The organism is Hymenobacter oligotrophus, from assembly GCF_003574965.1.
Taxonomy (GTDB): domain Bacteria; phylum Bacteroidota; class Bacteroidia; order Cytophagales; family Hymenobacteraceae; genus Solirubrum; species Solirubrum oligotrophum.
In genome coordinates, this window is the sequence record NZ_CP032317.1 from 2,411,140 (window position 1) to 2,430,256 (window position 19,117).

Here is a 19,117-nt window from a genome sequence, read left to right on the forward strand (position 1 = left end):
GCACAAAACCAGCATATAAAAAAGCCGCCCTGCGCACTGCAGAGCGGCTTTTTAACTTAAATAGCTGAGAGAAGCCTAGAAACGCTCGTCGGCGCCGAAGAAGAAACTGCCTTCGATTTCGGCGTTTTCGTCGGAGTCAGAACCGTGCACGGCGTTGGCCTCGATGCTCTTTGCGTACTTCTTGCGGATGGTGCCTTCGGCAGCTTGGGCGGGGTTGGTAGCACCAATCAGCTCGCGGAAAGCCGTTACGGCGTTGTCCTTCTCCAGAATTGCCGCTACGATGGGGCCCGACGACATGTATTTCACGAGGTCGTTGTAGAACGGACGCTCCTTGTGCACTTCGTAGAACTGGCCGGCGCGCTCCGGGGTGAGCAGCACTTTCTTCAGGGCTACGATGCGGAAGCCGCCTTTCTCGATGTCGGCGAGGATAGCACCCGTGTTGCCGTCTTGTACAGCGTCGGGCTTGATCATGGTAAAGGTGCGGTTCGTTGCCATGTGGTCAGATGTTGAAATGAAAGACCAGCACCTAGGGTGCGCGGTCGGTTACAGAAACAATGGAATTGCGGGCGCAAAAGTAGGAGTTAATGCGAAGACGTGGCACAGCCCGGCCGCAGTATCCGCCGCAAGCCGGCTTGTTTGGGAGGCACGGTGGCCCGCCGGCTGGTTTAATTTTGGCCCGCGCGCCTTGGTGGCGCCGCACAAAGTTGCCCCAACAAGGCCAGCCATACCGGCTGCTCCGGGCACCTAGGGCACTTTTGCCCCGTGGCGCGCCGCACTTGAGGCCCGGCCGCGAACCGAAAGACCGAGGCCGAATGTTGCAGGCCAGAACAACTTTGCGAATCATTCCCGAAATTTGCCCCTTGCACGGCCTGTAAGGGCCGCAAAGTCAGTCACCTATCAGCCGACAATGCACGAAGTCACGGCGCTGAAGGAGCTCCTGCGGGAGCCGCGGCACATCTTTATTACCACCCACCACAAACCCGACGCCGACGCGCTGGGCTCGTCGCTGGGCCTTGCGGGGTACCTCAAGAAGAAAGGCCACCACGTAACGGTGGTTACGCCTTCCGACTACCCCGACTTTCTGGCCTGGATGCCCGGCAACGACGAGGTAGTGGTGTTTGAGCCCGGCCGCAACGACCGGCAGGTGCAGGAAATCGTAGGCACCGCCGACGTTATTTTCTGCCTCGACTTCTCCTCGCTCGGCCGCATCAACGAGTTGGGCCAGTACGTGCGCAACGCGCCGGGCAAGAAGGTGCTCGTCGACCACCACGAAAAGCCCGAGCAGTTTGCCGACATCGCGTTTTCCTTCCCGACCGCGGCTGCCACGGCCGAGTTGGTGTTCGAGCTCATCCGCGACCTAGGCGACCAGTCCCTCATCGACCCCTCCATCGGCGAGTGCCTGTATGCCGGCATCATGACGGATACCGGCTCGTTCCGCCACCCCAGCACGTCGCGCAATGTGCACCTGATCATTGCCGAGCTGCTCGACGCGGGCATCAACCTGTCGGCCGTACACCGCCGCATTTACGATTCGCACTCCGAGGAGCGCCTGCGCTTTTTGGGCTTTGTGCTGAAGGACAAGCTCACGGTACTGCGCGAGTACAACACGGCCTACATCGCCATTACGGCCGACGAGCTGCGCCAGTACCACTCCAAAACCGGCGACACCGAAGGCCTCGTCAATTTCGCGCTCAGCATCGAGGGCATTGTGTTTGCCGCCATCCTCATCGACCGCGTGCAGGCCGTCAAAATCTCGTTCCGCTCGGTGGGCGACTTCTCGGTAAGTGAGTTTTCGCGCCGGCACTTCAACGGCGGCGGCCACCACAACGCCGCCGGCGGCATCAGCCACGAGCCGCTCGACGCCACCGTGAAGAAGTTTCTGGATTTGCTGCCCGAGTACCAAGCCCAATTGGTAACCGCGCCGCTGGCCATTCCCTAGGTCCGGAAGCGAGAACCAAGAGCCAAGAGCTTAGCCATGCAACAGCCGGAACAGCACGCGGCAGGTTTGCCGCTGGTTTTCTCAGCTCTGAGTTCTTCCCTCTACGCTCTGACTTCTAACTTCTACCTTTAGCCGCATTTTCTCTCTTTTCCTACTTCATGCTCCGCAACTCCCTCCTTTTGTGGCCGGCCGCTCTGCTGGTTGGCGCCCTAGGCCTGAACGGCTGTAACTCTGCCGGCGGCAACTTTGCCAAAACCAAATCGGGCATCGAATACAAGGTGTTCGACAAAAGCGGCAAAGCCCGCGACATCAAGCCCGAAACCGCGGAAGCCGACTACAAAAAGCGCCTGGGCCAGATCATTGCCCTGCACGTAGAGTACCGCACCGCCAAAGACTCGGTGTTGTTTCAGTCGCGCAAGCAGCAAATGGGCTTCCCGGTGCGGGTGCCCCTGCAAGACGTAGCGCGCAAAGGCGGCCTCGAAGAAGCTATTTCGCTGCTGCAAGCCGGCGACTCGGCCGTGTTCCGCTTCAACGCCGATACGCTATCGATGAAAACCACCGGCCAGGCCGCGCCACCCAATATCAAAAAGCACGGCAACACCATGACGTTGTTCGTGAAGGTGGCCGCCATCGAAGATCAGGCTACGGCCATGGCCAACCAGCAGAAAGATCAGCAAGCTGCCATGGCCAAAATGCAGCAGCACGCCGAAAAGCAGAAGCCCGTGGATGAGAAAACCATCCAGGAGTACGTGCAGAAAAACAACCTGCAGGGTCAGAAAACTGCTTCGGGCCTGTACTATGTGGTAACGCAGCCCGGCACCGGCGCCAAGCCCACCCAGGGCCAGGTGGTATCGGTAAACTACCGCGGTACCTTGCTCAACGGCAAAGAGTTCGACTCGTCGGCCAAGGGCAACGGCGGCAAGCCGATTGAATTTCCGATTGGCGTAGGCGCCGTAATTCCGGGCTGGGACGAAGGCATTGCCCTGCTCAGCAAAGGCTCCAAAGCCACGCTGCTGATTCCGTCGGGCCTGGCCTACGGCCAGCGCGGCGCCGGCAACGACATCCCCGCCGATGCCGTGCTGCGCTTCGACGTGGAGTTGGTGGATGTGAAAGCCGCTCCGGCTCCGCAACCCGGCATGGGCATGATGCCCGGCGGTGGCGCGCCGGCTGGCCGTTAATCCCTTACCTTGATGCAACCCGCCGGCGGGCGGCCGGCTCCAGTAGCTGGTCGCCCGCTGTTATTTCGTAAAACCATGCGCACTGCTTCACCCAACCTGTTTGCCCGCCTCGCGTTGTGGGCCCTGCTCCCCTTGCTGCTGGCCCTAGGTGCCTGCGACAACAAAACCGATTTCCAGAAGGATATCGAGAAGAAGATCGAGGCTCAAAAGCCCATCGACGATGCCACCATTCAGGATTACCTGAAGAAAAACAACATCACCGATTTTACCCGCACCAACTCGGGCCTGTACATCGTGTGGCGCAAGAAGATTGGCTCGGGTGTGCGCCCCGTGCGCGGCAACAACGTCACGACGCGCTACGTTGGCCGCATCATCAGCAGCGGTCTGCGGTTCGATTCGTCGATTGACAACGGCTCGACCTGCGGCTGCGCCAGCTTTGCGGTTGGTGGCGTAATCGAAGGCTGGAACGAAGCCTTGACCGAGCACATGTACAAAGGCGAAGACGTGCTGCTGCTCATCCCGTCGCACCTGGCCTACAGCTATACGGGCAGCGGCTCCACTATTGGGCCTTTCACGCCGCTCCTGTTTGAGCTGGAGCTGCTCGACGTTAAGCAATAAACCGTGTTGCGCATTGCCTTTTTTTCGGCGCTGCTTGCCAGCCTCCCAGCCCTAGGTATTGCGGCTGCCCCGCCCGCGGCCGACACCCTGCGCACGCCCGGCGGCGTGCGCTACGTGCTGCGGCAACCCGGGCAAGGCAAGCCGGCTGGGCCCGCGGCAGCCGTGCGGGTAAACTACACGGGCTTTCTGCCCAACGGTAAGTTTTTTGATTCGTCGGCTACCGATGGGCGGCCCATTCGGGTGAAGCTCGGCAAGCACGAGGTAATTGAAGGCTGGGAAGAGCTGCTGCCGCTGTTGCCCGAGGGGGCTCGTGTGTGGGCCCGCATTCCGGCCGGACTGGCCTATGGCCCTAAAGGTGCCCGCGACCCCGACGACGACAGCAAGTACCGCGTGCCCCCCAACACCGATTTGGTGTTTGAGCTCGAAATTGTGCGCATCAACTAAGCAACCGGCCGAAACCCTAAACCCCAGGCGTTTCGGCCGGTTGGTTTTTGCACGCAGCCGTTGTGGCCCTAGGTGCCGCGAAAAGGCGTTTGAAAAAGCACCCCGCGGCGGTGTAACTTCGGACTTCGAACCTGCCGCTTTCACCCCCGAGTATGTTTATTGAACCCCGTGTCGGCAATGGCCGCGGATTGCCCCGCCGGGGCTGGATAGAAGTAATTGTGGGCTCGATGTTTTCGGGCAAAACCGAAGAGCTGATCCGGCGCCTTAACCGCGCCAAAATTGCGCGCCAGCACGTCGAAATCTTTAAGCCGGGGCTGGATACGCGCTACCACGCCGAAGACGTGGTGTCGCACAACGCCAACAGCATCCGCTCCACGCCCGTTACCTTCCCCAACGAAATGCTGCTGCCCGCCTCCTCGTGCGACGTGGTGGGCATCGACGAGGCCCAGTTCTTCGACGACTCGTTGGTGGACGTGTGCAACCAACTGGCCGACCACGGGGTGCGCGTAATCGTGGCCGGGCTCGATATGGACTACCTAGGCAAGCCCTTTGGCCCCATGCCGGCGCTGCTGGCCGTGGCCGAGTACGTAACCAAGGTGCACGCCGTGTGCGTGCGCTGCGGCGACATTGCCTCGTACTCGTTCCGCAAAATTGCCTCCGCGGAGCAGGTGCTCCTAGGCGAAACCGACTCGTACGAGGCCCGCTGCCGCCACTGCTTCCTGGAGGGCCAGCACGGCAAATCGGAGGCCCAGGCAGCCGCGGCCGCTGTGGCCCACCTCAAGCACTAAATGCCACCTAGGCGGCGTTGGGTGCGCACGCCGCCTGCTACTGCCCACTCTGTATGACCCACGCGCTCCGTTTGTTTTTGCTGCTGATTGGCTTGGCCTGCGCGGCGGTACCAGCCGTGGCCCAACGCACCGCCGCCTACGGCGATTGGCAGTTGCATTTGCCCACCAACCGCAGCCTGATGCTGGCCGACGCGGGCCAGCGCGTGTTTGTGGTGGCGCAGGATGCTTTTTACGCTTTCGACAAGGAGACCAGCAGCCTGCAGTTGCTTTCGCGGCGCGACGGGCTCACCGACGTGGGTGTTAGCGCCGTAGCCTACGATTCGCTTACGCAGCAGGTGGTGGTGGCTTACCGCAGCGGCACCGTGGATGTGCTCGATCCTACCGGCCGGCTGCTTACCTCGTACGCCGACATCCGGCGCAAGGCCATTTCGGGCAGCAAGGATATTTATAGCATCAGCTTTGCGCGCCGGCAGGCCTACCTCAGCACGAGCTTTGGCGTGGTGGTGCTCGACTTGCAGCGCCGCGAAATTCGGGACACCTACGCCAACATTGGGCCGGGCGGGACCGTGCCGCAGGTGTACGCCACCGCCGTGCTCAACGACTCGCTATACGCCGCTACCAGCGCAGGCTTGCTGCGCGGGCGGCTCGGCACCAACCTACTCGATTTTAATAACTGGCGCGGCTACGCTGGTTTTGGGCAGCGCGCCGGCAACCCCTACCGCACGCTGGTGGCGCACCAGGGCAAAGTGTTTGCGGGCATCAACAACGACAACCTCTACCGCGCCGTGGGGGCCAACCTAGTGAGCCTGGGCTTTGGCGCTGCCGATTTCCGGGCGCTGCGCTCGTCGGCGGCGGGCTTGCTGGTTGCCGAGCCCACGGCGGTAAACGTGCTCAATGCGCGCACCAATGCGCGGTACCAGCTAAAGGCCAGCCAATTTGCCGACATCCGCGATGCCGTGCGCCCCGCAAGCGGCCCGGTGTACGTAGCCGATTTTCGCAACGGGCTGGTACGCCTCGAGGCCAACGGCCAAAACGCGACAAATTTTGTCGGCAACGCACCACCTACCACCGCCGCATTCAACATCCTCACCGACCGCACCACCCGCACCGTTACGGTATTTACGGGCGGCTACCAGGAAAGCTACCTGCAGTTGGGGACGCGTAACGGGTTTTATCAGTACGATGCCGACGGCCGCTGGACCAGCTTTAATGCCCAAACCCTGCCGCCCAGCCAATACCCCAACCTGCTCGACCTTAGCCGCGGCACCCGCACCCCCGACGGCACCCTCTACGTGGCCAGCTACGGGCAGGGCCTGCTGCAGTGGAAAGGACCCGGCGAATTTCAGGTGTTTGGGCTGGGCAACAGCCCGCTGCGCTCGGGCATTACCAACCCGCAAGACCCCAACCTGCCCTTGTTCGTGCGCGTGACCGACGTGGCCGCCGACCCCGAGGGCAACGTGTGGGTGGTAAACCGGTGGGCGCCGAACAACGCCCCGGCCGCTACCACGTTTCCGGGGTTGTTTAAGTTTTCGCCGGCCACCAACAGCTGGCAGGCGGCGCCGGCGTTTCCGGGGTCGGGCAACCTCGAGCGGCTGGTGTTCGACGACCTAGGGCACGCCTGGGTAAGCCGCGACCGGCGCAGCACGCCGGGGCTGCTGGCTTACAACCCGCAAAACAACAGCTACCGCAGCTTTACCATTGCCAGCTACAACTTGCCCGCTGTGAACGTGCGCGACTTGGTGAAGGACCGCAACGGCGACATCTGGGCCGCCACCGATGCCGGCGTGGCCGTGTACAGCAACCCCGGCCAGGTATTCGACGCCGATGCGCCTGACTTTGTTCGGCCGGCGGTGCGCCGCGGCGAAGGGCGCGGCAACGAGCTGTTGTACTCCGAGGTGGTAAATGCCATTGCCGTGGACGGCGCCAACCGCAAGTGGTTTGGCACCGACAACGGCCTGTGGCTGTTCAGCCCCGATGGCGACGAAGGCCTGTTTCATTTCACCACCGACAACAGCCCGCTGCCCACCAACCGCATTGTTGATGTAGCCGTTGATGACTACACCGGCGAGGTGTGGGTGGCCACCGAAGGCGGCTTGGTGAGCTACCGCGGCTCCGCTACCGTTACGGAAGGCAAAATCGAATGCGCCAAGGTGTTCCCGAACCCGGTGCGAGCCGAGTATAGCGGGCAAGTGGGCATTTCGGGGCTGGCTAACAACGCGGAGGTAAAGATTACCGATGTTACGGGCACGCTTGTGTACCAAACCCGCGCCACCGGCGGCACCGTCGTCTGGAACCTCACCGACTACAACGGCCGCCGCGTGCAATCGGGCGTGTACCTAGTGCTGACGGCCGATGCGCAAGGCAAAAACGGCTGCATTTCGAAGGTGGCCGTACTGACAAAATAAGGAAGAACAAAGAAGGAATAAGGAGGAACAATTGTTCTACTTATTCTTCCTTTCGCCTTCCTCATTCTTGTTTTTCCATCAGCATGCTGATCAAAACCCGGGGCATCGTCCTGAACTACCTGAAATACCGCGAAACCAGCATCATCGCGCGCATTTATACCGAAGAGCGCGGGGTGCAATCGTACATCGTAAACGGGGTGCGCAAGGCCAAGCCGCCGGGGCGCATCGCGCTGTTTCAGCCCTTTACCCTGCTCGATATGGTGGCGTACGTGTCGCCGCGCGGCGGGCTCACGCGCTTGTCGGAGTACCGGTGCCTGCGCCCGTTCCGCAGCATTCCGTACGACGTGCGCAAGAGCAGTGTGGTGCTCTTTCTGTCGGAAGTAGCCGGCCGCACCCTGCGCGAAGAAGAAGAAAACCCCGCGTTGTTTGAGTTTCTGTACGACGCCATTGTGGCCTTCGACGAGCAGCAAACCGGGTTCGAGAACTTCCCGCTCCTGTTTCTGCTGAACCTAGCCAGCTACCTAGGGTTCGGGCCCGAGTCGGGGCAGCAGATTACCGAGCAAGTTGCCTTTGCCTCCGACGTCAACCAATCGTCCACGGCCCGCAGCACGGTGCTGCGCTTTCAGGAGTTCGAGCACTTCTACGACGATTTGCTGCACCAGCCCGAGCAGGCTGCCATCCCGAACGGCCGCGTACGCCGCGATTTGCTCAACATTTTGCTGCGCTACTATCAGCTGCACATCGAAGGCCTAGGCGACGTTCGCTCGCTCGATGTGCTATCGGAGGTGCTGGCCGAATTGTAGCCCGCAACACGCGGCGAGGCCAACCAGCTCACCTGTTACGTGTCACATGTTACCTATCACCTAGGTACTGCACGTGGGGCAGCTGGGTGGCATCGGGCACGCGGCCTACCACCTCGCCCTGCGGCAGCTGCGCCTGGCAGCTTAGGCGGCAATTGGGTGCCAGCCGGCCCGTGTTGAGGTAACGCAGCTCGTGCGCGGTGGGCGGGGCCAGGTTTTCGGCTCCGCTTATTAACTCGATGCGGCACGTGGTGCACCGGCCCTTGGCGCCGCAGGCGTGCATCCAGTCGTGGCCGGCGTCTTGCACAGCCCGCAGCAACGTCTGCCCGCTGCTTACGTTGATAGGCCCGCCGGGCAGGTTTTGCACGGTTAGTGTAGGCATTTTGGCTAACTTGCCTACTTGAAGCAGGCTTTTTTTGAGGATGCAAGATACGTATAGCAACGACCAGCTACTGGCCTACGGCCGCCGGCTGGCGGCCCGCCTCTGCGACCAATACTTTGCCACGCAACCCGTTGGCACTACCCTGGATGGCCCCGCTGTGCTGCGGCTCGCCCCCGTTCGGCAACTCAACCTGTACGTGGTGCAGCAACTGCTGGCCCAATGGACGCAAGAAATGGCGCGCCTGCGCAGCCCCTACTTCGACTACGAAGACGACGCTGTTCGCCAGGCCTTAACCCAGCTGATGAATCTGCTTTCGCGGCGCATCAAGCTTACACGCGCCACTTACGAGCCCCTGCTGGCTCAGGCCGTGGCCGATACGCTGCGCACCGCCCTCGACCCAGCCGCCATTTTCGAAAGCAAGCTGCTGCCTGCCGAGCAAGCGGCCGTTGCGCCGGCCCAACTGCGCGATATGCTGCGCTACATCGAGGTAAACAAACCGCTTTACCAAGAGTTTATCGACAGCTTGCCGGCCGAACTGCCCCAGGAGCGCGATGCCCTGCTTACCCGCTTCCGGGTTTATGCCGACGCGCGCTACCAAGAGGTGAAAACGCTAAGTGCTTTGCTGGCCGAACTGAGCACGTTGCTGCCCGTTACGGCCAGCGAGTTGCGCCAACCCCAAGTCGCCGCTCCCGCTGCGCCCTCGGCAACGCCCGAGCCCGCTGTTACGGCCACCACCTCCTCCGCACCGCCACAACCGGTTGACGCCGACGCTCGCCCGGCAAGCGAGCCAACGCCCGAGAGCCCGGAGCCGACGGCGGCCGCAGCTGCTTCGCCGGAGCCCGCTCGCGCTGCCGAGCCCGTTGTCGCCCCTGCCCTTGTGCCCGCCGAGGCACCGGCGGCCCAGCCAATGCCCGCTGCCCCCGACGCGCCCCGGCCCAAGCCGCTGGCCGAAGCGGTGCAGCCCATCAACACGCTCAACGACAAGCTGGCCAGCAACCGCCCGGTGGCCCTAGGTGAAAAGCTGGGCGTGAAGGCCAACGGGAGCACCATTGCCGAGGCACAGCCCAAAATTGATTCGCTGCGCGGGGCTATTTCCATCAACCAGCGCTTCAGCTTTATCAACGAGCTGTTCAACGGCGAAAACATGGAGTACCACGCCGCCATAGAGCACTTGGATGGGCTGCCCACAGCCGATGCAGCCCGCTCGTACGTTACCGACGAGCTGGCCCAACGCTACCAGTGGGTGCGCAAGGACGAGCACGTAAACAAGCTGCTGCGCCTGATTGACCGCAAATTTGCGTAGCTGCACCGCCTAGGTGCGCGGGCGGCACCGAGGCTGCCAGAGCATGCAGTCAGCCCGTTTCGGAAGGTATCGACGGCTACCTTACCCGAAACGGGCTGTTTGTTTTTGGCGGGCCTCGCCTAACCTAGGGCTGGGCCGGTGGGCTAGCGCACCAAATCCTGCTTGCGGTAGGCGTCGATGGCCAGCAGAATGAACAGCAGAATGGTGAATGACCACAGCGAGGAACCGCCGTAGCTGAAAAACGGCAGTGGAATGCCTACCACCGGCGCCAATCCAATGGTCATGCCGATGTTCACGCAGAAGTGGAAGAAGATGATGCTGGCTACGCAATAGCCGTAGGTGCGCCCAAACACCGATTTCTGGCGCTCCGCCACGTAAATAATGCGGACTAGCAGCGTCATGAACAGCACCACGGTAAGCATGGTACCAAACCAGCCCCACTCCTCGCCCACCGTGCAGAAAATGAAGTCGGTGCTTTGCTCGGGCACGAAGTCGAAACGGGTTTGGGTGCCCTCAAGAAAACCTTTGCCCAGCAGCCCACCCGAGCCAATGGCAATCTTCGACTGCGTAACGTTCCAGCCAAAGCCCAGCGGATCGGCCGAGGGGTTGATGAGCACCTCGATGCGCTTGCGCTGGTGGGGCTGCAACACGCTGTTGTAGAAAAAATCGACGCCGAACACCATGCCTACCACCACCGCGTAGGTGGACAAGGCAAGCGGGAGGTGGTGGCGGAAAATGCGGCTATTGAACACGAACACCAAGGCCAAAATTACCGTGAACACGCCCACCAGCCACAGCTTGGGCACCAGCAGCGACAAAATCAGCACCACGGCGGCAGCGGCCAAAATCAGCAGAATCAGCGGCGACATACCCTCGCGGAAGTACGCCAACAGAAAGGCCCCGAACACCAGTGCCTGCCCCGTTTCGTTGGAGGCAATGATAAGCGCTGGGGGCAACAGCGTAAGCCCCACCAGCACCATCTGCTGCCGAAAATTGTGCTGCCGCAGGTTGATGCCAGCCATAAACCGCGACACGGCCAGCGCAGTGGTAAATTTGGCAAACTCGGCGGGTTGCAGGCGCACGGGGCCCAACTCCAGCCAGGAGCGCGAACCAGCAATGGGGCGCGCAATTACCAGCGTTACCAGCAGCAGGACAATCATGCCCCCGTAGAGCACGTAGGCAAAGGTGTCGTAGGCTTTGTAGTCGATTACCACCAGCACCACAATCAGCACCACGGCCGCCCCAATCCAAACCAGCTGCTTGAACCAGTTGAAGGCCATCAACCCGCTCCAATCAGAGGAAAATACCCTGGAAAAAGGCATTTCGGGCGAGTACGAGGCTGCGTAAACGTTCAGCAAGCCCACCCCCACCATCAGGATGTAAAGCAACAGCGTTACCCAATCGATGCTGCGGCTGTAGCGTACCTGGTTCACGGGCAACGGGTAATTAGATGCGAGGAAAAAATGCTGTTCGAAGTGCCTCTATTGGCTGATAATCAATGACGCGTCACGAAACGCTCGGCGGGGCCGGGCAGCCACTGCTCCCACCGATTGCGCCACGGCGAAACTTTGCCACGCAGGTACTTCTCGATCATCAAACCCGCCAGTGGCGCAGCCGATGACCCGCCAAAACCAGCGTTTTCGATGAACACCGAAATGGCGATTTTGGGGTCTTCGGCGGGGGCAAAAGCGGCGAAAGTGGCGTGGTCGTCGCCGTGGGGGTTTTGCACGGTGCCGGTTTTGCCGGCCACCCAAATACCGGCATCGGATAGGTTGGCGTTGATGCCGGTGCCACCGCGTTGGTTTACCACCGCCAGCATGCCGGGTATAATCGACTCGAAATGTTGCGGTGCTACCGTGGTGTAGTGTTTTTGCGTGAACTGTGGCAGCGGCCCGCCGTTGCCGATGCGACGCACGAAGTGCGGGGCATAGTACCAGCCGCGGTTGGCAAAGATGGCCATCAGGTTGGCCATTTGCAGGGGCGTAATGCCAATCTCGCCTTGCCCAATGCTGAGCGAATACACCGTTTTGTAGCCCCAGCGGTTTTGGCCGTAGCGCTTGTCGTAAAAGTTAGGCGACGGAATCAGCCCCATTCGTTCGCCCGGAATATCGACCCCTAGGTGCTGCGCCAGCCCGAACGAAGTAACATGCTTGCGCCACTCGGCTAGGCCCAGGGCGGCATCCTTGAACTTATTGGTGGAGCGCCCGCGCCGCACGGTGGCCAGCATTACCTGGTAGAAGTACGGGTTGCAGCTGTTCTTGATGGCAATGGTGGAGTTGGCCGGGTACTCGTGGCGGTGAGTGCAGCGCACCAGGCGTTGGTTGCACGCAAAGCCCGTTTCGGGCGTTACTACGCCTTCTTGCAGCGCTATGGCCTCGTTGACGAGCTTGAACACCGAGCCCGGCGGATAAGTAGCCGCGAGCGGGCGGTTGAACAACGGGCGCGACTCGTCGCGCAGCAGCTCCATGTAGCGGTTGCCCAAGCCTTTGCCCGTGAGGCGGGTGGGCTCGAAGGCCGGCGCCGACACAAATGCCAGTATTTCGCCGGTTTTGGGGTCGATGGCTACGACGGAGCCCCGCTTGCCCTGCATCAGAAACTCGCCGTATTTCTGCAGCTCCGCATCGATGCTGAGGTGCAAGTCCTGCCCGGCCACCGACAGCGTATCGAACTCGCCGTCGCGGAACGCGCCTTTCTCCACGCCGCGCACGTTTACCATGCGGTACTGTATGCCGCGGCGGCCCATCAGCTCCTTTTCGTAAAACGACTCGAGGCCGCTGATGCCCAAAAAGTCGCCGGGTGTGTACTTGGCGTACTTGGGCTTTTCGAGCATCATGGGCGAAATAGGCCCCACGTATCCTAGGGCGTGCGCCATGTTCTCGGTGCGGTAGGCACGAGCCATGCGCGCCTTGATGCTAAAACCCGGAAAATCGACGAGGTTATCCTGAATAGCGGCCAGCTCGGGCGTGGAGAGGTTTTGCACCAGCGGCGTGGCCTTGGAGCGCGAATAAATTTTGGCGGCTTTCAGGCCTTCGCGCAGCTCCTCTATTGGCATTTGCATGAGCTGGCAAAACCGCGCCGAATCGAGGTTCTTCACCTCGCGCGGAATCACCAGCAAGTCGTACACGGGCGTGTTGTGCACGAGCAGCTGCCCGTTACGGTCGTAAATCATGCCCCGGTAGGGCGTTTGTACGATGCGCTGCAGCGTGTTTTTGTCGGCGGCCAGCTTGTAGCTACCATCGAGCACCTGAATGTGGAAGAGCCGCACCGCAAATACCAACGCCACTGCCAGGAAAATCCCCTGCACGACAAATTTGCGGCCTTCTAAGTACTGCAAGTTGCGTTACGATCTGAAAGTGAGGTGACTGCCCTAGGTGCAATCAGCCAGCAAAGGTACCACAACCGCGGCGTTATCCCTAAGCCCGGGACCGATTGGGCCAAGCAGCTACGCCACAACGCTGCGGCGGGGGCTTTAGCTCCCGGCTTGGCGCGGCCGCCGCTACCGCCGGCGCTTGGCCGGGAAAAACAGCAGCTGCACAATGAGCATGGTAACGCCCGTAAACAAGGTGCTGGCCAACACTTTCAGCAGGGTAAGCCCAACCGCGCTGAAGCTGCCCAGCTCCAAAAAGAAGAAGGCAAAATGGTGGATGCCCACCAGCAACACCAAATACACCAAAAACCACTGCCAACCCATTTGGTGGATGTTCACGGAGTCTTGGGCGTCGTACCCGTCGCGCGGGGTAAGCAGCTTTAGCACCCAAGGGCGCAGGTAACCTAGGAGCACGGCAGCGGCGGCATGCACCCCGCCCGTGTCGTAAAACAAATCCATGGTAAAACCCGTGACGAAGCTCAGCACCAGCAGCAGCACAATGGGCGTGGCTATCGGCAGAAACAGCAGAAAGCCTAGGTAAAACAAGCACCAGCCCACATTGAACAACGACAACCGGCTGATGAGCAGCACGTGCACGCCTGCGTAAATGGCAAAACGCAGCAGCTGCAGTAATATTTGCCCTAGGTTGCCCATCAGGGTTGCCCTCCTTCCTCGCCCGTGGCGGGCGTACGCAAACCCGAGCGGGTTTCCAGCGTGTCGCGTTCGGCGGCGCGCGGTTGCGGCCCCACCACGTACACGTAGGTGAGTTTCGAAAAATCGACGGCCAGCTTCACGCGCACCGTCCAGAAGTTCTTGTCGGGCTCCTGCCTGAAGCCGTCGACCGTGCCAACCATCACGCCGGCCGGAAACACGGCGTTGTAGCCGGAGGTAACCACCGTGTCGCCGCGCAGCAGCTTGTTTTGGCGCGGAATGTAGTCGAGCAGCGCGTGGGTGGGGTCTTCGCCCAGCCACTTAATGGTGCCAAACGTGCCGTCGCGCAGCAGCTTGGCCGACAGATTGGTTTTGGAATGCAGCACCGACGTAACGGTAGCGTAATGGGCACTTACCTGCCGCACCCGTCCCACTACCCCACCGGCCGTAAGCACACCCATACCCGGTTGCACGCCCTGGTTGCTGCCGGCATTCAATGTCAGGTAGTTATCAACCCGCCGCAGCGTTTGGTTGATGACGCGCGCCGGAATGAGCGGGTAGTCGGAGGAGCGCGTGAGCACCGCCTGCATACCTAGGGTTAGGGTATCGGGGCGCAGGCGCGTGCCGGTGGTATCGCCCGGCACACCAAGGCTATCGGGCAGGCGGCTGCTCAGGTCGGAGCGGTAGATTTGCTGGCGCAGCTGTGCGTTTTCGGCTACCAGGGCCTTGTTCACGTCAACCAGCCGGAAGTAATCGTACACCTGCGTTCGAAATTCCAGCACGCGCCCTACGTAAGCGTTGGACGAGTTGAAGAAAGCGGCGCGCTGGTAGGCGCTGTTGCGAATGAGCATAATCAGGCTCACGATTTCCAATAACGCAAACACCAGGATGCCCCGGTAGCGAAAAAGGAAAGCGAGCAGATTACGCATGAGCTAATGAAGAATGAGGAACGAAGAATGAGGAACGAGCAACGGGGCGGCCCCACACTTCCTCGTTCCTCATTCTTCGTTCCTCATTGCACCTAGGTAAGTAGGACGCTGCGGAAGCCTTGGATGTTTTTAATGGCAGCACCAGTGCCGCGCACTACGGCGCGCAGCGGGTCTTCGGCCACGTGGATAGGCAGCTTGGTTTTGGCAGCCAGGCGCTTGTCGAGGCCGCGCAGCAGTGCGCCACCGCCCGTCAGGTGAATGCCGTTGTCGTAGATGTCGGCCGAAAGTTCGGGCGGAGCAATTTCGAGTGCTTTCAGGGTAGCTTCCTCGATTTTGGCCACCGACTTATCCAGCGCAATGGCAATTTCGGCGGAGGTAACCTTGATAACCTTCGGGATGCCGGTCATCAGGTCGCGGCCGCGTACTTCAAAATCGGGCGGCGTTTGCTCCAGTTCGGTTAGCGCCGCACCTACCTCAATCTTGATTTTCTCGGCCGAACGCTCGCCAATCAGCAAGTTGTGTTGGCGTCGCATGTAGTCGAGAATGTCCTGGTTGAACACGTCGCCGGCCGTTTTGATCGACTGGTCGCACACGATGCCCGACAAGGCGATTACCGCAATTTCGGTGGTACCACCTCCGATGTCGATGATCATCGAACCCACAGGCTGCTCCACATCAATACCGATACCAATGGCCGCGGCCATCGGCTCCTGAATCATCCACACTTCCTTGGCACCGGCATGCTCGGCCGAGTCGCGCACGGCGCGCTTCTCCACCTCCGTGATGCCCGAGGGAATGCAGATGACCATGCGGTGCGAGGGCTGAAAAAGGCGCGTTTTCGCATCAATCATGCGAATCATGCCTTTGATCATCTCCTCGGCGGCGTGGAAGTCGGCAATTACGCCGTCCTTCAGCGGACGAATGGTTTTGATATTGTCGTGGGTCTTTTCGTGCATTTGCTGCGCTTGCCGGCCCACGGCAATTACTTTATTGGTCGTACGGTCCTTAGCAATTATGCTGGGCTCATCAACCACAATTTTGTCGTTGTGAATAATGAGCGTGTTGGCCGTGCCCAAGTCAATGGCGATGTCGCTGGTAAGGAAGTTGAAAAATCCCATTGATTTAGAGGCAATTGAAAAAGAAAGCGTGTGTTGTGCGCTTACAAAAAGGTGGGCAAAGGTAAGCACTCTTCGGCGAAGCCCAACTCCTTTGCAACGGCAGAAACTTACCGATTGGGCCCCTAAACGTAAAAGACCCGGCTGTTATTCCTCAGCCGGGTCTTTTTTCTGCTAAGTGGCTAAGCGCTTAGTGCTTAAAATGACGTACGCCCGTTAGCACCATGGCCATGCTTAGGCGGTTGCAAGCGTCGATGCTGTCCTGATCTTTGATGGAGCCGCCGGGCTGCACCACCGCCCGAATGCCCGCCGCCCCGGCAATTTCTACGCAGTCGGGGAAGGGGAAGAACGCATCCGAAGCCATAACGGCGCCTTGCAGATCGAAGCCGAACGAACGCGCTTTCTCGATGGCCTGCTTGAGGGCATCGACGCGCGAGGTTTGGCCTACACCCGAAGCCAGCAACTGGCCCGCTTTGGCCAGCACAATGGTGTTGCTCTTGGTGTGTTTGCACACTTTTAAGGCAAACTCCAGGGCTTCTACCTCATCAGCAGTAGGCGCGGTTTCGGTAACGGTGCGGAACTCGTTGCGGCCTTCCACCACGCGGTCGAAATCCTGCTCGATGACGCCGTTGAGCAAGGTCTTAATTTGCTTTTGCGGAAAAACCACCGGTTTCTGGCGCAGCAGAATGCGGTTCTTTTTGCTTTGCAGCGTGGGCAGCGCAGCGGCCGCAAAGCTGGGGGCAATCAGCACCTCAAAAAACAGCTTGTTCAGCTCGTCGGCGGTAGCAGCATCCACCTCTTTGTTCACGATGATGACGCCACCGAACGCCGAAATGGGGTCGCAGGCCAGCGCGTTCAGGTAGGCTTGCTGCAGCGTATGGGCTTGGGCCACGCCGCAGGCGTTGGTGTGCTTGAGGATGGCGCACGCGGGCTGGCTTTCCTGGAATTCCTGCATCAGAAGCACGGCGGCATCTACATCAACCAGGTTGTTGTAGCTCAGCTGCTTGCCGTGTAACTGCTCAAACAGCGCGCCTAGGTCACCATAGAACGTGCCTTGCTGGTGGGGGTTCTCGCCGTAGCGCAGCGGCGTGGCCGGGCTTTGGCTCATCTTCAGGGCGCTGCCGGCCAGCTCGGTACCTAGGGCTAGGTAGTTGAAGATTTCGGTATCGTAGTGAGAGGTTTGGTTGAAGGCGGCGGCGGCGTAGTGGCGGCGCTGATCCAGGGTGGTGCCGCCGTTTTGGCCCTCCAGCAACTCGGTTACGGCCTGGTACTGCTCGCGCGAGCTTACCACCAGCACATCGCGGTAATTTTTGGCAGCGGCGCGCAGCAGCGAAATTCCGCCAATGTCAATCTTTTCAATCACGTCGGCTTCGGCAGCACCGCTCGCCACGGTTTCCTCAAAAGGATATAGATCGACGATTACCAAGTCGATGGGCGGAATCTGGTGCTGCTCGGCCTCTTGCAAGTCGCCGGCCTCGTGGCGGCGGTGCAAAATGCCGCCGAACACTTTGGGGTGCAGGGTTTTTACGCGGCCGCCAAACACCTCCGGAAAGCCCGTAAGCGACTCCACCGCCGTTACCTCGGCACCTAAGCCTTCGATGAACTTAAGCGTGCCGCCCGTGGAATACAGCTTTACGCCGTGCTGGTGCAACAGGCGCACCAAGGGCTCGAGCCGGTCTTTGTAGTACACGGATACGAGGGCAGCGCGGATGGGCAACAGCTGCGCCTCGGCAACCGACTCGGGGGTGGTGAGCGACGGCACGGTAGACATAGTAAGCAGGAAAATTGGGGTGAAACGCTGGGCGAAGGTAGCCGCTGCCGCCGGTACCCTCAACCCAACTGCGTTACCGAATTGTTATTCGCTGCCTTACCTCTGTAGCGCCCGCCCACCTACGTTCAACCTAGGCCAAGCCGGCAACCGCGGGGGTGCCCCACTAAAACGCTTCGTTGAAAGCGAAGTACAACCCGCTCGACTGCCCCGAGCCCACGGCGTAATCGATGCGAATGGCCAGGCGGTCTTTGCGGTTGACGGCGATGCGCAAACCCGCCCCGCCGGCCACGTTGAAGTCGTTGAGGCGAAATTGGCTGAGCTGGTTGTGCACCTGCCCGGCCGCCCCGAACACCACACCACCTAGGCGCCAAAACAACTTCTGGCGCAGCTCGAGCTGGGCCGCGAGCATTTGCCGGTCGCGGAAACGGCCTTCGTAAATGCCGCGCATCATTCGTTCGCCGCCTAGGTTGGCCAGCTCCCGAAAAGGCACCTGCCCCGTATGAAACTGCCCCAGCACTTGCCCCGCCAAAATAGTGTTGGTGCTGCCTTGGCGCAGCGGCCGGAAATGCCGCGCATCCACCGACAAGCGCGTGAAACCGTAGTCGCTGCCGAGGTAGCGGCCCATGAACAGCGAGGTGGCCTCGAGGTAGTTGCCGCGCCAAGCACTCAGGATGTTGTCGCGGTTGTCGTACAGAAACGTGGGGCCTACGCCCGAGGTCAGGGTGGTTTCACGCTCGCGGGCACTGCGCTCGAGCAGTAGGTTGGGGCGCGAGGCGTCGTCGGTCAGCGGGTCGTCGATGCGGATGTGGTGCATGTCGGTGAGCCGGTAGCTGAGGCCGGCAAACACGTGCGGGCGCAGGTTTCTGAGCACGCGCTGCGTGGCAATGACGAGCTTGTAGGAAATGTCGCTCTTCTCGGCTTTGCGGGTGTCGTTGCCGATGCCGTAGTAGTAAATAGGCAGGTTGAAATAGAACACCTCGCCACTCAGCGCCCACTTTTCGCCAGCCGTAAAAATGGTGTAGGTGAGCGAGGCGCTCGACTGCTTTTTCTGGGTATAGTAGCCCAGCAAGCGGGCCGTGGAGCTGCGCGTGGCCGTATCGGTACCGAAGCGCCACACCGGCAGCACCGCCGCGCCGTAGGCAATGCCGGTTTCGGGCTGCGAAAACACGATGGGCAGCGCCGCCACCTTCACGCGCCGCTCCGGGCGCGGGGCCGCGGCGGTTGGCCCCGCGGCGGGCTCGTCGGCGGCAGGCGGGGGCGGCAGGGTTTGGGCTTGGGCGGTACGGGCGGCAAGCGGCAGCAGGCCCAGCGCCAGCAGTAGTAAGCGGCTACGCATCAACGTAAAATAGCAGCCGCCCAACCCGGGCGGCTGCTAAATGTACAGCATTAATGCCATGAAAAGATGAGCTTGCCCGGAGCCGTTTTTG

At 60.9% G+C, this 19,117-nt stretch carries 17 protein-coding genes; 8 read left to right on the forward strand and 9 right to left on the reverse strand.

Annotated elements, in window-relative coordinates; all coding sequences use genetic code 11:
• Window positions 1–75: 75 nt before the first annotated feature.
• Window positions 76–495 (reverse strand): nucleoside-diphosphate kinase, encoded by a 420-nt coding sequence (locus tag D3Y59_RS10320; protein WP_119444982.1) that lies wholly within the window; start codon window positions 493–495, stop codon window positions 76–78.
• Between the two features lie 412 nt (window positions 496–907).
• Here D3Y59_RS10320 and D3Y59_RS10325 point away from each other — a divergent pair, with 412 nt between their 5' ends.
• The 7 genes from D3Y59_RS10325 to recO all read left to right on the forward strand — a co-directional run bounded on the left by D3Y59_RS10325 (window position 908) and on the right by recO (window position 8,175).
• Complete coding sequence (locus D3Y59_RS10325) at window positions 908–1,939, forward strand: DHH family phosphoesterase (protein ID WP_119444983.1); 1,032 nt, start codon at window positions 908–910, stop codon at window positions 1,937–1,939.
• Window positions 1,940–2,097: 158 nt separating this feature from the next.
• Complete coding sequence (locus tag D3Y59_RS10330; RefSeq protein WP_119444984.1) at window positions 2,098–3,117, forward strand: FKBP-type peptidyl-prolyl cis-trans isomerase; 1,020 nt, start codon at window positions 2,098–2,100, stop codon at window positions 3,115–3,117.
• Between the two features lie 75 nt (window positions 3,118–3,192).
• Complete coding sequence (locus D3Y59_RS10335) at window positions 3,193–3,735, forward strand: FKBP-type peptidyl-prolyl cis-trans isomerase (protein ID WP_162910681.1); 543 nt, start codon at window positions 3,193–3,195, stop codon at window positions 3,733–3,735.
• A gap of 3 nt (window positions 3,736–3,738) precedes the next feature.
• Window positions 3,739–4,179 (forward strand): FKBP-type peptidyl-prolyl cis-trans isomerase, encoded by a 441-nt coding sequence (locus D3Y59_RS10340; RefSeq protein ID WP_119444986.1) that lies wholly within the window; start codon window positions 3,739–3,741, stop codon window positions 4,177–4,179.
• Window positions 4,180–4,331: 152 nt separating this feature from the next.
• Window positions 4,332–4,967, forward strand: coding sequence for a thymidine kinase (locus D3Y59_RS10345; protein WP_119444987.1), 636 nt, complete (start codon window positions 4,332–4,334; stop codon window positions 4,965–4,967).
• A gap of 53 nt (window positions 4,968–5,020) precedes the next feature.
• The gene (gene porZ / locus D3Y59_RS10350; protein ID WP_119444988.1) at window positions 5,021–7,372 is read left to right on the forward strand and encodes a type IX secretion system anionic LPS delivery protein PorZ; all 2,352 of its coding nucleotides are present in this window, start codon (window positions 5,021–5,023) and stop codon (window positions 7,370–7,372) included.
• Window positions 7,373–7,455: 83 nt separating this feature from the next.
• Window positions 7,456–8,175 (forward strand): DNA repair protein RecO, encoded by a 720-nt coding sequence (gene recO, locus D3Y59_RS10355; protein ID WP_119444989.1) that lies wholly within the window; start codon window positions 7,456–7,458, stop codon window positions 8,173–8,175.
• 49 nt (window positions 8,176–8,224) lie between these two features.
• Here the strand turns inward: recO and D3Y59_RS10360 are convergent, their stop codons facing one another.
• A complete protein-coding gene (locus D3Y59_RS10360) occupies window positions 8,225–8,554 on the reverse strand; it encodes a 2Fe-2S iron-sulfur cluster-binding protein (protein ID WP_119446423.1) in 330 nt (109 codons plus the stop codon).
• A gap of 40 nt (window positions 8,555–8,594) precedes the next feature.
• Between D3Y59_RS10360 and D3Y59_RS10365 the strand changes: the two genes are divergently transcribed.
• Window positions 8,595–9,857, forward strand: a complete 1,263-nt coding sequence (locus tag D3Y59_RS10365) for a hypothetical protein (RefSeq protein WP_119444990.1) — start codon at window positions 8,595–8,597, stop codon at window positions 9,855–9,857.
• 143 nt (window positions 9,858–10,000) lie between these two features.
• On the opposite strand, the gene rodA is transcribed toward D3Y59_RS10365, so the two are convergent.
• The 7 genes from rodA to D3Y59_RS10400 form a co-directional block, all read right to left on the reverse strand.
• Window positions 10,001–11,290: a rod shape-determining protein RodA gene (gene rodA, locus D3Y59_RS10370; protein ID WP_119446424.1), complete on the reverse strand. Its 1,290-nt coding sequence runs from the start codon at window positions 11,288–11,290 to the stop codon at window positions 10,001–10,003.
• Between the two features lie 62 nt (window positions 11,291–11,352).
• On the reverse strand, window positions 11,353–13,191 hold the full coding sequence (gene mrdA, locus D3Y59_RS10375; RefSeq protein WP_119444991.1) for a penicillin-binding protein 2: 1,839 nt from the start codon (window positions 13,189–13,191) through the stop codon (window positions 11,353–11,355).
• A gap of 162 nt (window positions 13,192–13,353) precedes the next feature.
• A complete protein-coding gene (locus D3Y59_RS10380) occupies window positions 13,354–13,878 on the reverse strand; it encodes a hypothetical protein (protein WP_240410329.1) in 525 nt (174 codons plus the stop codon).
• On the reverse strand, window positions 13,878–14,804 hold the full coding sequence (gene mreC, locus D3Y59_RS10385; RefSeq protein WP_119444992.1) for a rod shape-determining protein MreC: 927 nt from the start codon (window positions 14,802–14,804) through the stop codon (window positions 13,878–13,880). The genes D3Y59_RS10380 and mreC overlap by 1 nt, the downstream gene beginning before the upstream one ends.
• A gap of 92 nt (window positions 14,805–14,896) precedes the next feature.
• Window positions 14,897–15,922 (reverse strand): rod shape-determining protein, encoded by a 1,026-nt coding sequence (locus tag D3Y59_RS10390; RefSeq protein ID WP_059067075.1) that lies wholly within the window; start codon window positions 15,920–15,922, stop codon window positions 14,897–14,899.
• 187 nt (window positions 15,923–16,109) lie between these two features.
• A complete protein-coding gene (purH, locus tag D3Y59_RS10395) occupies window positions 16,110–17,690 on the reverse strand; it encodes a bifunctional phosphoribosylaminoimidazolecarboxamide formyltransferase/IMP cyclohydrolase (RefSeq protein WP_119444993.1) in 1,581 nt (526 codons plus the stop codon).
• 163 nt (window positions 17,691–17,853) lie between these two features.
• A complete protein-coding gene (locus tag D3Y59_RS10400; RefSeq protein ID WP_162910682.1) occupies window positions 17,854–19,026 on the reverse strand; it encodes a BamA/TamA family outer membrane protein in 1,173 nt (390 codons plus the stop codon).
• Window positions 19,027–19,117: the final 91 nt, after the last annotated feature.